Genomic DNA, 14,317 nt, shown 5'->3' with positions numbered 1-14,317 from the left:
ACTTGTCCAACAACAAAATACTAAGCCGACAAATCCGCATCCCCTACTCCGCCAACTGGCGATAACCGAGACCGTTGCCCACAATTATTATGAAGAAGATTTTACTCTTAATTTTAGTTTTAAATCTGACTACTACGATTTTATTAGGTCAGAAAAAATCAAAAATTCCACCAGGAACAATTCAATTAAATGATAGCATTTTTATTGATAAAGCTCCGATAACTAACTTCATGTTTTTAGAATATTTGACTGCAAAACATTTTCTGAGAAAGAAAGGTTTTGACTCCTTCTCTGAATACTATAAAACTGTAGATAAGAAACCGGATAGATTAACTGTAATGTATCCTTCATTTCTAAAAAATTTAGATAAAAATGAAAGCTTCTTAACAAAGAAAAATTACTTTGAAAATATTAAATATAAGTATTCTCCAGTTCTTAGAATTTCAAAACGACAAGCACAAGATTTTTGCAATTGGAGAACAGAAATGGTGCAATATCACCCAGTTAATGACAATAAGACTGCAATCCAAAATGTTAAATATCGATTACCCACAAAAGAAGAATTGACTACGTCAAAAAAGTATTTTTCTCGATTAAATAAATTCACTTTTCATAATGGTAAAAACCCAACTAAATTTCGCACCGATAAATATATTAATGGTTTTATATTATATCGGATTTCTGAATTTACAAGTACAGATGATTTATTTGGGGAGAATTGGAAAAATATAAATCCTATTGAGTTTCCAAATGATCTTACAGGATTTCGCTGTGCGTGTGAGTTAGAACCATAAATATTATTTACTGTGTTGTGATAAAGGGTAGATTGGAATTCACAAAAAGAAGCGACTTGGTTATATGGGATAAAACAAATAAAATCTACTAATAACATTTATTGATAAAATAACTGTGGGCAACAACGGTTAATCGCCAATAGCCGGCAGCGTTAGTAAGAAAATAATTAACTTGACCAACAAACCAATACTAAGCCGACAAATCCGCGTCCCTTACTCCGCCAACTGGCGATAACCGGGACAGTTGCCAGCAATTTTCAGAATGATTTTGACTAAAAGAATACTGACTTTAATTTTTCTAATAATAACAGGCACTTCAATTCTTAGTTGTTCAAATTCAAAGAATAATAAAAGATTAGAATATGAAGATTACGATCCAGAAGAATTTTATGAAGTAATTGGCAGAGTCAAAGAAAATAGATTGAGTTACCATATTCCAAAAACGAATATTCTATTTTACGAATACTTTCTTGGAAAAGAAAAACCATTAGAAGGATACGAAGAAAATATTAAAGCACGCCTTAAAGAAGGTGAAAAATTTATTGTTTTAGTACATAAAAAAGATAGTACAACAAGCTTCTTCGGATATGTGGATCCAAGGTTTAGAAAAGAGTCTTTCGAAAAAGCTAGAAAAAAAGCGAATAAAACATTTACTAAAAACTAATCAAGAAAATATGAGAAGAAGTCTAAAATGGATAATTCCAATAATAGTTGTTTTAGCAGTTGTCTTTTACTTGTTTTCATCATCCGGAATGGGAAAAGTTGCAACTGATTTAACCCAGGCATATACAGATCAAGAACTCTACAATAATGCTATTGAGAAGGCTAACTCCGACCAAAGAGTATTAGATGAAATTGGAGAAATTCAGCCCATAGACAAAATGACTATTTTAAACGGAGAAGTCAATTTTTCAAATGATAATCAAACAGTAAATTCAACTATAAAAGTTGAGGGTTCAAAAGGAAATGGAAAATTAGATTTAACAGCAGAAAGAGAAAATCAAAGCTGGCGTTACGAAAAGGTGAAAATTCGAATTGAAGATCATGAAAAGAAGAAAAAAACTATTGAAATAATAAACCTGCCCTAAAACTGCAGGCAACATCGGTTCATCGCAAATAACGGGTTTAGTCGAAAAAGTGTAATTTTAGAAACCAAGAAAGAAAAAAAAACTAAGCCGACAAGTCCGCGTCCCTACTCCCGCAACTTGCGATAACCGTAACCGTTATGTGCAAGCGTTTTAGATGTCATTTCCTGAAATAGGTTTACTAAAATTTAAACAACTTAGTTACCTATCAGATGAAAACAACAAATCAAGACTGTCCAAAAAATTCCTACAAAAAAGTAGGCTTTGATCTTAAGCTCAAGATCATCGATGAGATCCATAATGGACGTATCTCCATTAATCATGCTTCCGATAAATACCAGGTTTCCAGAACTTCAATCTACTTCTGGATAAAGAAATATGCTACCTTAGATCAAAAGAAGCAATACATGAGCAAGAAAGATGAGATCAAAAGGCTAAAAGAGAAAATCGAAGAACTGGAATTCGTGAAAGATTTTCAGCAGGATGTCATTGCCGATATGGAGCTCCTTACCGGAGTGGACATGGCAAAAAAGTCATTGCCCGAAACATTAGCCAAAGAGATCGAAAAAAAGAAACAAGACCGTTTAAAAAGAAATGGTTGATCCAATGTTTTGGGATCTCTAAACAGGCCTTCTACAAGCGCCTGAGATCTCTTCATACTCAAAATAGAACCGAACACATTGTTCGCAAGATGGTCCTGGAGAAGCGCCAGGAGATCGGCCATCGAACCGGTGGCTTAAAACTCTATGAATTATTAAAAGAAGTTATGCGCCGGCAAGGCATCAAAATGGGAAGAGACAAGTTCTATCGCTTCCTGCGAAGCCACAACCTGCTGGTAGCCAAAACTAAGAAACATCATATCACCACCTATTCTAAACATCGATTCTTTAAATACAGAAACCTGGTTAAAGACAAAGTGCCTACCAGGCCGGAACAACTATGGGTAAGCGACATCACCTATATCAAAACTGAAAAAGGGCATGCTTACCTGGCCCTGGTCACCGATGCTTATTCAAAGCAGATCATGGGTTATAAGATCGCCAATCATATGAAGACATCACTTTGTATCGATGCGCTCAGAATAGCTCTTAAAAACAGAAAGTTTAAAGAACAGAAGATCATTCATCATTCAGATCGCGGAATCCAGTACTGTAATCCGGAATACACCAGTTTTGCTGAAGAAAACGGACTCATCATAAGTATGACCCAACAGTCTGATCCCTATGAAAATGCAGTCGCTGAAAGAATTAATCAAACACTTAAATATGAATACGGTTTAAAACGAACCATTAAAAATCTTAAATTAGCCAGGAAGATGCTCAAAAGTGCCGTCGAAATTTACAATCAAAAAAGACCGCATTTTAGTCTTCAATTAAAAACACCAAAACAGGTTCACTTGAAAGGAGATCTACCCTACCGTTCCTACAAAATGAACCAGCAAAAATTAGAACTATTAACCATTTAAAATGTCTAAAAAATCATTCAAAAATGGTAAACCTATTTCAGTACAAGACAAGAGAAAAATTCTATGAAAGAAGATATAATTGACATAAATGAATCAACGATAAAAAAATACGTTGAATCTTTAAGGCCAGAAGATCCTGAAATTAGAAAGGAACTAGATTTCGGATATTCCTATGATGGAAAAATAATTGAAATTTTCGAAATCAGACCTCAATGGGATAATCCAAAAGAAATAATTCAGATTCCATTTGCAAAAATTAGATATTACAAAACCAGAAATACCTGGAATTTATATTGGATGCGTGGAAATCTAAAATGGGAATTATACGAACCATTCCCAAATTCTACACATTTGAATAAAATTTTAGAAACTATCCAAGAAGATAAATATGGCTGTTTTTATGGATAAACTTGATCAAAATATAATAAAAGAGATAGCACAGCAACTGGATTGTGGAAATGAATGCTTTTTTAATCAAAAAACTAAAGAATTAATCTGCATTCCCAACGCTGATTTAATGGCGACAGGTGATGAAGAATATAATAAAGAGGTTTTTAAAGATGATTTAGAGAAGGTGAAATCTCAGAAAAAGGACTTAATAAAATTTGAATTTTTAGAAAGTTTCGAATCCTTTAAAATAATGGAAGATTTTAAAAATCAAATCAAAGAAGCTGAATTCAAAGAAAAATTAAACCAAGCTTTGAACAGAAGAAAACCTTTTCAAAATTTTAAATATTTGATAGACAATTGGGAATATCGAGAAGATTGGTTTGAGTTTAAACAAAAAGAATTAGAAAAAATAGTCCTAGAAATAATGAATCGTAATAACGCCAGCACATAACAACGGTTCACCGCAAATAACGGGTAGTTTGCTAAAAATGTCTATTTTAGAGACCATTTATTAAAACAACTAAGCCGACAAATTCGCGTCCTTACTCCCGCAACTTGCGGTAACCGAAACCGTTGGCAGTAATGCTATAAATTTTCGATAAAGAACAAATGAAAAAAATATTATATATTCTAATTCCTATGTTTTCCCTAACCGTTGGTTTTGCACAGATACCCTCACAAAAGGAAATAGTTCATCAGAACTATATCTATGAAATTATTTCCAGTATCAAAAAAAATGACAAAGTAACTGATAACCCTGTAATTGTTATTAATGATACTATTATTGATAAATATGCCCTAGGTACGATTTCTATTTCTCGATTTGATATAGAAAATTTGACCATTTTAAAAAAAGGACAAAATCAACTTAACAAATATTATGGTGAAGAAAGTGTCAATGGTGTAATTCTAATTAAAACAAAACCTTTTGATCAAAAAATAAAAGAAGACTATGAAAGAAATTTAGACGTATTATATCTAGTTGATGGGAAGAAAATAAGTAATTTAAAAGCCAAAAATATAAGCGCTGATTCTATTGCCAATATTCGAGTAATTAATAACAAAGACTCTATTATAAAATACACTTCTAAAGAAGTTCGAGGAATAATAAAAATCACTTTAAAGAATAATCCGTAAAAAGCACTACAGCCAACAACGGTTAATCGCCAATAAGCGGCACCGTTAGTAAGAAAATAATTATCTTGACCAACGAACCAATACTAAGCCGACAAATCCGCGTCCCCTATTCCGCAAACTGGCGATAACCGAAACCGTTACCTGCAATTATTGCATTGAGATACGCAACCATTTTTAAAATTGAGTATCTATAAAGAAACAACTACAATGAAAAAATATTTATTTTCTCTCCTTTCAGTAATATCCATTTTATCTTGTTCTAAAAATGACGACAACACAGAACCAGAAATTCAACAAGTGGACAAAGTAATATTTGGAGGAATATATGGACTCTGCGGAGGAGACTGCAGGGATTTGTACATGATCAATGAAAAAGTGTTATTGAAAGATGCGGATAGTGAATTGGACGAATATGGAGAATGGTCAAGTACAACATTCAATGAAGAATTAGATCTGGAAAATTTCAACAATAGCTCTAATTTATTGAACGTGCCTTCCGAACTATTGGATGGAGATTTAACTCAAGAAGACTTAGTTCAATCGTGGGCCGATGTTGATTACTATATATACGTAGAAAAAGACGGTAGATCAGAAGAAATAATTTTAGATCATATTCATAAAAATGCTAGTTCTGCTGTAAAAAAGTATTTTAAAAATTTTCTTGAAACCTATAAAGAATTAGGCGGGTATATGATAGATACAACAAATGTTGAGAGATACTATTAGTAAGTTCAATTAATCAATTTTCAACTTAGAACAACTGATTAATAGCAATAACGGCAGGTAACAACGGTTAATCGCCAATAGACGGCAGCGTTAGTAAGAAAATAATTAACTTAACCAACGAACCAGTACTAAGCCGACAAATCCGCGTCCCTAATTCCGCCAACTGGCGATAACCGAGACCGTTGTGAGCAATTGTTAAACATATAGAAAATCCTAAATTTATAACCATCAACTTAAAAAGGGATCTTTATTTCGAAATAAGAAATTCGTAGATTGTTTTACAAATCTTAGCTAATTATGAGCCAAAATTTTAAAATTAAACATCTATTTATATTTTTTGTATTTCAAATTACTTTAGCACAATCTGATAGGAGTAAAATTGTTAACATTGATTTCAATGAAAAAGATTCTATTGAGCTTAAAAAATACTTATCTCGTAGTAATAACAAAAAATTGAAATTTTTCTTTAGGAATAAATACTCTCTTAAATCTCCGATATTTATTTACGACATAGAAAAATCGAAAAGAATTTTAGTAAATGTAATAGATGTAAAATTATTGAATTTCACAGATCCATGGAAAGCTTATTGGACTTATCACCAAGCAAAAGAAAAGCCCATTTTATTTCTTTATGAATTCGATGTGAAATCAAATTCCTATTATAAGTATCCTGTCACCATAGAATTTCCTCCACCACCCCCTATTCCTAAACCAATTAGGTAAACTTTCACAAAAATCAAAACGTTAAAAAAGTATTTATTCTATAAGTTTAACTTTATAAGAAAAACTTGATCATTAACAACAGCTCACAACAACGGTTCATCGCCAATAAGCGGCACCGTTAGTAAGAAAATAATTAACTTGACCAACTATTAAAACACTAAGCCGACAATTCCGCGTCCCTTACTCCGCCAACTGGCGATAACCGAGACAGTTGGCAAGCATTTAATATCTTAATTATGCAATACAAAATAGAATATAAAATTATAGTGTCTGTGACAATTCTATTTTTGCATGGTTGTGTAAAAGATTTGTCGGAAAGCGCTCAAAATTTTCCGATCATAATTGATACCCTCCAAATTGATAAAAATAAATTTGACACAAATGATTATGGTGTTTCAAGTAGCACTATATTATATATCGGTGGCGAAACGGACTCGATTGAAGTAGACCATAGTATCAAAGATTTAATGAAACCACCGCCTCCACCACCACCTCCTACATCCTATCAACAAAATGATAAAGAATTCAAGGAGGATTCAATCAAATATGAGGAAATATGGAATAAGTATTCTCAGAATATAAAGAACAGAAGAGAGACGTCATATTTTGTATTAAGTGAAAGAATTGATGATAAAAAAGGGTTTTTCGATACTATTGATTTAGAGATCATGGTTGATACCACACAGAAATTGAAACACGATATATCAAAAAATCAATGGGATGATTACTATGAAGGTTATCCAATTCAAATTAAAAACACTTCTTCTGACACAATTGTGATAGGCTACGAAAGTTATATTCCAATAATTTTACAAGCTAAAGATGAAAATGATGATTGGAATCCAATTGAACAAATATATATTTTTAGTTGTGGCAATGGATTACGTTCAGTTCTACTGCCACCCAATGAAATTGTTTTAAGCTCAAAACCTATTTATCAGGGAGACTATAAAACCACTCTTAGAGTTGAAATTGGTGGAAATTATTCGAATGAGTTTTCGGGAAAAATAAATCTAGACCAGTTTAAAAAACCGAACTATTAAACGTCTTGCCAACATCGGTTAATCGCCAATAAGCGGTAGCTTAAATAAGAAAATAATTATCTTGAACAACAAAACAATTCTAAGCCGACAAATCCGCGTCCCACAATCCGCCAACTGGCGATAACCGAGACCGTTAGCTGCAAGCAAAACAGAAATTTTTGCAAATATGAAAATGATTAAAAAAATACTGATTTTATTTTCAATTTTACTATTTCAAAATTCTCTGAATGCTCAAAAGTTTGATGTCTCAGATAGTATTGAATTAAGCAAACTGAATATTTATAATTTATTCAAAGAAACCATAAAACAGGATAAAAATTTTCCGACAACACCGTGGTTCACTGACAACACAAACAATAAATATTTTAAATCTGATACGATTAAATTAATTCACGCAAATAGTTACAAAAGAGATTACTGCAACATAATAAATTGGACATTTCAAAGGAAAGATGAAATGATAAGAACTTTTGCAGATTACTGCGAAGAACCTCCTACCACAAAAGTAACTACTGAAAATGACTATTTTGAGGTTCGAATTTCAGAAAAAGAATCAAATACATTTTTAGAACTATATAATAACAATCGGTTAGTAGAAAAATTCAAAATTGAGTCATTAGTGAAAAACCAAATTTTATCTTAAGATCACGTAATTCAATATAACTTAACCCTAATTAGATCCGACTAATTTGCCAGCAGCTAACAACGGTTAATCGCCAATAGACGGCAGCGTTAGAAAGAAAATAATTAACTTGACCAACAAACCAATACTAAGCCGACAAATCCGCGTCCCCCTACTCCGCCAACTGGCGATAACCGGGACCGTTGTAAAACATTTTTAAGAATGAGATACGTCCGAAATTTAATACTCCTATTAATATGTTTCATTTCATATCAAGGATTTTCACAAAATTCAATCGAAGAAGGAACTTATTTATCAGAAGATAAATTGACTGTAATAACTATTCTGGCAAAAAATGAAGTTTCCTATATAGAATATAATCAACACTCACCATATTCAGATAGCTTAAAAAATTTACCGAAAAATCAATTTTGTGGAACTAAATTTTATGAAATTCTGACAAGCGGTTTTGGGAAATACTCTATAAAAAATAGCAGTTTAAATATAAAATTCGAAACTAATGTGAAATCACTCGATAGTTCTAATATAAAGACATTATCTGGCTATAAAGAAAGAGACTCCATAGTGCTTAAATTTAGAATTAATAGTTATCCTGAAAATAATCTTGAAAATTCCGTTTATGGTGTTCATATTAATTCAGATAAAAATAGGATTAATCTAAACACAAATTTTGAAAATCAAGTTGAACTAAAATTACCAAAAAGCAAAACTGAAATAAATTTTCTAATAAATGATCATTATGAACTCAAAGTAAAACCAGAAAAAAGTTTAGTCATCGATCTAAATTTTAATCTATATAAAACTATGATAACGGAAAGTTTAAAAGATAAGGTAGTTGATTTTAGTTCTTTTAAAAAAGTTTCGAGATAAAAACGTTTTACAACAACGGTTAATCGCCAATAGACGGTAGCGTTAGAAAGAAAATAATTAACTTGACCAACAGACCAATACTAAGCCGACAAATCCGCGTCCCCTACTCCGCCAACTGGCGATAACCGAGACCGTTGCAAACAATTTTACACGCAACCATTTACTCCAAACAACATCTAATAAATATAAAATCACAAATTAAGTTATGAAAAAAATACTCCTAGCAATTTTAACCATCGTATTAATTTCTTGTACTTCAGATGATCCTGAAAACTGTTGCACCTATTTCTCATTAGGGACGGACATAAAGTATGAAAATAGTGAAGGAATTAATCTATTGGATGATTCAAATACTTATAACGTGTCGGAAATAGAAGTGTTTCACAGAATGGATGGAGAGTGGGAAAGATATTTTGAAGGAAATTTAGATTATCCAAAGGGATTAAGAAAAACTGAGATTGATGGAGAAAACTATCTCACTGTATTCCTTAGCAATGAGGTCAATGAAAACAATATTTCTGAGACTAAATTGGTATTCGACAATGGTGAAGAAGACATCATAAAAAGTGTTGTAAACAAAAGCTCTGGAAACCAAATTGTAACAAAGATTTGGTATAATGATGATTTAAAATGGTCGAACGAAGAGAATGTAGAAGCAAGATTTACGATTATCAAGTAAAACTGTTAGCAACAAAGAACTAAGGTAAAATCCAAGTACTTTTAAGCTAATTTCGACCTATAATTTTCCTGGTAATAGGTTCCTGATTTAGCAATTGCAAATGCTTGCTTTAGTAGTTTATTACATACTGCTATCAATGCTAGCTTCTTGCTTTTCCCCTTCTCTACTATACGCTCATAGAGTTCCCTGCAAGCCTTGTTGGTCCTACAGGCAGTGAAGCTACACATGAATAGTAAGTTCCGAAGTTTTCGATTCCCTACTTTACTGATTCTACTTCTTCCTCTTACACTGGTTCCGGACTGTCTGATCGTTGGCGTTAGCCCACTATAACAACAAAGCTGCCTGGCATTCTCAAAACTCGTAAATCCATCGGTAAGTACAATCAATAGCATCGCGGTCTTCTTCCCCATTCCAGGTATACTGGTCAAGTGTTCCAATTGATCCTTCTGTGTTTCTCTAATTAAAAATTCCAGCTTGGTTTCAATCTGGGTCAGTTCTTTCTCTATTTGCTTTAGCATTCGATTTAAAGAACGACTCACTACTTTTGAAGGGGTGCCAAATGCTTTCTCTCCGTGTATTTTATTCTTAATCGCAGTTCGCTGCTTCAAGTAAAGATCCTGAAGACTCAAGAGTTGCAAGCATTCCGCCTGAACTTCGTTTCTAGCGGTGTACAATGGGACTTCATTCGCCTGAGCATACTCACAGATCGCTTTAGCATCGCTCTTATCAGTCTTAACCTTGGAAAGCTTCATTTGAATAAAACGCTTTACTGAAACTGGATTCACAACCGATACCTTTATTCCTTTCTCATAGAGGTGCTGAGCCAGCCGGTAATGATAGTAACCGGTCGCTTCCATAACAATCAAGCTATCTCTTTGAATAGCTTTCAAAAAGCTCTTAAATCCTTTTAAATCATTTGAAAACTGATCATGGCTGCTATTCTGATCAACTACATCAAAGATAGATTTACTAATGTCTACTCCGTAAAATGTTTAATTTTATCCTTAACAGATTTTTGGAAAAACTACTTCGGTTTTTATCTACTTCAAGACGAGAACCAGATCTCACAGAACTTGAGCGTTATTGAAGTAGTAGAGAGAGATTATTATTATTGACGGAACCTAAAGTTCCCGCGTTCAGTAATCTTATTCCTGTCTTTAATTGTTTCTGCTTTAACTAAAAAAATTAAGAGAAATTAAACTTAAGCAGAATGGAGAAATATCTAAGTACTACTATAAAGATACTAAAGGAGTAGCAATGGAAAATGCAAAGTGCGAACCTCAAGCAGAAACTATTAAATTAAGTTTGTATTCTAATATTTAATTTGTTTTCCACAAGCAGGTTTCAAATCAAATACCCCCTCCTAAATTAGGATAGAAGGAAATTTAGAAGTTCTTGATTTTCTGATATAACTTGAAATAACGATAAATGAGCAAATCTTCCCCGAACACTAAAAAACTTATTCTTATGCAAGTCAAAAATAGCTCAGTTATTAAGCGGTTATAGAAGAAACTGACGTTTTTCAGTCTTCTATTCAAAATTAACTATTCAGTTATTAACACTATAACCTTTAAAACAAATAAAACTTGTAGTCATTTATAGTTAAATACAAATATATTCTCTTAACTATAAATTTATCCACAATAAACTGTATTACAGCTTATTAAGGCTTTTAATTGTATACTTTCTCATAACGAAAACGAATCGAATATTTAAACTTTTCCGTTATGAAAAAATCATTCTATCTATCCATTCTTCTTTTACTTCTTTCCAGTCCAATTTTTGCACAAATTGGAGGCATTGAAGATTCCGTTAACGATGTTTCCAATACAATAAGAAGCATCTTCCCTATTATTCTTGGAGTTATTTTCCTGGTAGGTTTTCTTTTTAACGCCGGACACTTCTTTGGAGAGAATGCAGATCTCAAAAAAGGAATCACCCGCGTGCTTGTTTTTGTATTAATCGCCGGGGCTGTTGTAGGCATCTTTACTTATCTAATATCAATAGTAGTATAAGTCATTAGGCCATTCATAGATAATCAGGAATACTTATGAAGCGATTTGAGATATATAAAAACATCAGGAAACAGGCCGTCATCTTTGGTCTCTCCATCTCCTTATTTGCTGTGATGATGATATCAATATTAGCTTCACTCCTAGTCATTATATTCTCTTTTGGCTCCGGGATCATAATATTGGTTTTTGTCGGGAATCTAAGTCTATATATAGTTTTGTCACAGATAAAAAACAATCCGCAACTATTCGCGATAGGAAGAACATTTCCGAAAATCATTAGCAATAAAAGAAATACCAATATTAATTATGGACAAGATTAATTTGGCATCGTCCCATCCCATCATCGATATTCAGGATAATATCATTTTTGCCAATAATGGCAATGTTATCCTATGCTATGAATGCACCTTACCTGAGATTTATTCCTTATCGGAAAAAGATTATGAAGATATACATGGCGCCTGGTTTCAGAGCATAAAATCTTTACCCGTTGGTACGGTGGTGCACAAACAGGATATTTATCTTAAAACAGCTTATTCTTCAGAAGGATTACCGCACTCTAGTTTTCTGGAAAGAGAAACTCACGATCATTTTAAAGGCCGGGAATATATGGATCATCGGAGCTACCTGTTTTTCATACTGACAAAAAATAAGGCTCTAAACAATTCCAAATATATCAATCCATTCCACAAGATTTCTAAAAAAGTTCTACGCGAGTCTGATGAATCTATCAAAAGCTTTATCGGTTCTGTAACCGATTCAGTTTCTTATACAAATAACATTCGGAAGGTATTTATAAGAACCTTAAAATCTAAGGAAATTATAGGGCTTACCAATAATTTCTTCAACGGCTTTAATGATGGTTGTGATACAGATATCGTATTAGACAGTAAGTATATGAATATCGGAGAAAATTATTTTGATGCCCTGGTCATTAATAGCGAACTGTGCTTTGGCGAAAGTGTACAGACTAGCAAAACCAATGAGAAATTCACTTCTGACGATTTTGTATTTCATCAAGGGTTTATTGATGGCTTAGGGCTTACGCTAGATGAAAATCATATCGTCAATCAAATACTCTATCTCGATGACAAGCACAAGTGGCGTAAGCTCCTAGATAAGAAAGTCGAAGAATTGAAAAAGAGTTCTAATTTTGGTTCTCAAAATAAAGTCTTGCTTGGCAAGATCGAGGACATACTTGGCAAAATCAATGCAGATGATAATTCTCGCATCATTCGCGGTCATTTAAATATCATTTATTGGGACCGGGATCCCCAAAACCTCGAAAGAATTACTTCCCGTCTAAAAACAGAATTTAAGGAAATTGATATCCTCCCATATTACCCTAGAGGTGAAGAACGAAAAAATTATATCCTTAACAGTTATTGCTGTTTTTCTTCCAATTTTTCTAATGAAGATCTTTATGTAACCGATCTGAAACATGCGCTATGTCTGATCATAAATAATACGAATTATAAATCAGATCCTACAGGAATCATCTTTAATGACCGTGAACATAATATACCGGTTCTTAAGGATGTTTGGGATGAGAAAAAGAAAAGAATCAAAGCCCGGAACTTTGCCATTTTTGCCCCCACTGGCGAAGGCAAGTCATTTCTGGCCAACAACATTCTTCGACAATATTTTGAAACTGGGGTTCGTCTGGTCATTATTGATCTGGGAGGCTCTTATACCAAATTCGCCCGACTTTATCCCGGTCAGTATACCATACTGCGATATGAGAGTGGAAAAAGCTTAGGTATTAATCCATTTTATATCCAAGACAGCAATGATATAACGCCAGAACGTCTTGAAGATTTATCGGTATTCCTTTTTGAACTATTTGCATCCGAGTTTAAAATTACTAAAGCGCAATCTGTTTCGATTAAGAAAATACTGCGCTATTATTACGAAAGTACCTCCGTAAATCATTCTTTGGAAAGTTTCTACCAGTTTATAGAAAAGAATCAGCAAGATCTTCTGGATAGTTTAAAAATCCATCCAGACTACTTTAATTTAACTGGATTCTTACACGTATTATCGGAATACGTGGGGGATGGGTTATACAGTTTTCTATTTGAGACTTCAGAAGATCAAACCTATAAAATTGAAGACAAGAGATTGATCGTTTTTGAGCTAGACGAAGTAAAAGATAATAGGGAAATCCTCTCCGTAATGCTCAAGCTTATTAAATCAGCGATTCAACGAACAATTTGGAAGAATCGAGCTGAAAAAGGAATTATACTATTCGACGAATTTGCCAAACAACTCAAATTTGAGAATGTATTAGAAAGTGTAGAATTCTATTATCAGGCTATCCGAAAACATAACGGGGCTATAGGTATCATCTTACAATCCATCAATCAATTACCCAACAATCCCACTTCAGCAAGTATCCTGGAAAACACCCAGGTTATCTATAGCCTTCGAAATGAAAAAGGGTATAAGGAATTGGTTAGCCGCCTCAACCTTTCCACACATGATTTAAACCAGTTAAAATCGATCAGGAACAACCTTTCAGGACCCAGAAAGTACACAGAAATGTTTATTAAAATTGGGCAGGAAAGTAACGTTTTTCGCCTGGAAGTACCGCCAGCGGTATACGCCGCATATCTCACCGATGGTACTGAAAATGAGATGATCATGTCGATTAATAATAGAACTGGCAATATGGAAGAGGCTATAAAGGAATTTTTAAAAACTAAAAATCAATATTATGGAAAACAAAAGAAAATTTAGGAATGCCT

At 33.1% G+C, this 14,317-nt stretch carries 16 protein-coding genes and 1 pseudogene; 16 read left to right on the top strand and 1 reads right to left on the bottom strand.

Annotated features, from left to right (window positions below; translation table 11 throughout):
* The first annotated feature begins 89 nt into the window (after positions 1 to 89).
* The 14 genes from ACSHZO_RS14140 to ACSHZO_RS14075 all read left to right on the top strand — a co-directional run bounded on the left by ACSHZO_RS14140 (position 90) and on the right by ACSHZO_RS14075 (position 9,555).
* Positions 90 to 794: an SUMF1/EgtB/PvdO family nonheme iron enzyme gene (locus ACSHZO_RS14140; protein WP_298247976.1), complete on the top strand. Its 705-nt coding sequence runs from the start codon at positions 90 to 92 to the stop codon at positions 792 to 794.
* A gap of 262 nt (positions 795 to 1,056) precedes the next feature.
* The gene (locus ACSHZO_RS14135; RefSeq protein WP_298247975.1) at positions 1,057 to 1,458 is read left to right on the top strand and encodes a hypothetical protein; all 402 of its coding nucleotides are present in this window, start codon (positions 1,057 to 1,059) and stop codon (positions 1,456 to 1,458) included.
* Between the two features lie 10 nt (positions 1,459 to 1,468).
* Positions 1,469 to 1,882, top strand: a complete 414-nt coding sequence (locus ACSHZO_RS14130) for a cytochrome c oxidase assembly factor Coa1 family protein (RefSeq protein ID WP_298247974.1) — start codon at positions 1,469 to 1,471, stop codon at positions 1,880 to 1,882.
* Between the two features lie 209 nt (positions 1,883 to 2,091).
* Entirely contained in the window at positions 2,092 to 2,481 is a 390-nt protein-coding gene (locus ACSHZO_RS14125) for a helix-turn-helix domain-containing protein (RefSeq protein ID WP_298247973.1), read from the top strand.
* A complete protein-coding gene (locus ACSHZO_RS14120) occupies positions 2,478 to 3,344 on the top strand; it encodes an IS3 family transposase (protein ID WP_298247972.1) in 867 nt (288 codons plus the stop codon). Before ACSHZO_RS14125 ends, ACSHZO_RS14120 begins: the two co-directional genes overlap by 4 nt.
* Positions 3,345 to 3,407: 63 nt before the next feature.
* The gene (locus tag ACSHZO_RS14115) at positions 3,408 to 3,752 is read left to right on the top strand and encodes a DUF3024 domain-containing protein (RefSeq protein WP_298247971.1); all 345 of its coding nucleotides are present in this window, start codon (positions 3,408 to 3,410) and stop codon (positions 3,750 to 3,752) included.
* A complete protein-coding gene (locus ACSHZO_RS14110; RefSeq protein ID WP_298247970.1) occupies positions 3,745 to 4,185 on the top strand; it encodes a UPF0158 family protein in 441 nt (146 codons plus the stop codon). The genes ACSHZO_RS14115 and ACSHZO_RS14110 overlap by 8 nt, the downstream gene beginning before the upstream one ends.
* Before the next feature lie 158 nt (positions 4,186 to 4,343).
* Complete coding sequence (locus tag ACSHZO_RS14105) at positions 4,344 to 4,871, top strand: hypothetical protein (protein ID WP_298247969.1); 528 nt, start codon at positions 4,344 to 4,346, stop codon at positions 4,869 to 4,871.
* Positions 4,872 to 5,078: 207 nt separating this feature from the next.
* The gene (locus tag ACSHZO_RS14100) at positions 5,079 to 5,597 is read left to right on the top strand and encodes a hypothetical protein (RefSeq protein WP_298247968.1); all 519 of its coding nucleotides are present in this window, start codon (positions 5,079 to 5,081) and stop codon (positions 5,595 to 5,597) included.
* Between the two features lie 297 nt (positions 5,598 to 5,894).
* Positions 5,895 to 6,320, top strand: a complete 426-nt coding sequence (locus ACSHZO_RS14095; RefSeq protein WP_298247967.1) for a hypothetical protein — start codon at positions 5,895 to 5,897, stop codon at positions 6,318 to 6,320.
* 236 nt (positions 6,321 to 6,556) lie between these two features.
* Entirely contained in the window at positions 6,557 to 7,363 is an 807-nt protein-coding gene (locus ACSHZO_RS14090) for a hypothetical protein (RefSeq protein ID WP_298247966.1), read from the top strand.
* 166 nt (positions 7,364 to 7,529) lie between these two features.
* Positions 7,530 to 8,006, top strand: coding sequence for a hypothetical protein (locus ACSHZO_RS14085; RefSeq protein ID WP_298247965.1), 477 nt, complete (start codon positions 7,530 to 7,532; stop codon positions 8,004 to 8,006).
* A gap of 201 nt (positions 8,007 to 8,207) precedes the next feature.
* On the top strand, positions 8,208 to 8,876 hold the full coding sequence (locus ACSHZO_RS14080; protein ID WP_298247964.1) for a hypothetical protein: 669 nt from the start codon (positions 8,208 to 8,210) through the stop codon (positions 8,874 to 8,876).
* A gap of 205 nt (positions 8,877 to 9,081) precedes the next feature.
* A complete protein-coding gene (locus ACSHZO_RS14075) occupies positions 9,082 to 9,555 on the top strand; it encodes a hypothetical protein (RefSeq protein ID WP_298247963.1) in 474 nt (157 codons plus the stop codon).
* 41 nt (positions 9,556 to 9,596) lie between these two features.
* On the opposite strand, the pseudogene ACSHZO_RS14070 reads toward ACSHZO_RS14075, so the two are convergent.
* Positions 9,597 to 10,541, bottom strand: a pseudogene (locus ACSHZO_RS14070) (IS110 family transposase); the annotation flags it as partial.
* A 741-nt stretch (positions 10,542 to 11,282) separates the two neighbouring features.
* Between ACSHZO_RS14070 and ACSHZO_RS14065 the strand changes: the two are divergent.
* Both ACSHZO_RS14065 and ACSHZO_RS14060 read left to right on the top strand, forming a co-directional pair.
* The gene (locus ACSHZO_RS14065; protein ID WP_298247962.1) at positions 11,283 to 11,570 is read left to right on the top strand and encodes a hypothetical protein; all 288 of its coding nucleotides are present in this window, start codon (positions 11,283 to 11,285) and stop codon (positions 11,568 to 11,570) included.
* Between the two features lie 306 nt (positions 11,571 to 11,876).
* Positions 11,877 to 14,309 carry a TraG family conjugative transposon ATPase gene (locus ACSHZO_RS14060; protein ID WP_298247960.1) on the top strand — a complete coding sequence of 811 codons (2,433 nt, stop codon included), beginning with the start codon at positions 11,877 to 11,879 and terminating at the stop codon, positions 14,307 to 14,309.
* Positions 14,310 to 14,317: the final 8 nt, after the last annotated feature.

The sequence above is a fragment of the Christiangramia sp. 3-2217-3z genome, assembly GCF_051195275.1.
GTDB lineage: Bacteria > Bacteroidota > Bacteroidia > Flavobacteriales > Flavobacteriaceae > Christiangramia > Christiangramia marina.
The sequence above is the reverse complement of the archived record's forward strand: the minus strand, read 5'-3'. Positions and strand labels throughout refer to the sequence as shown.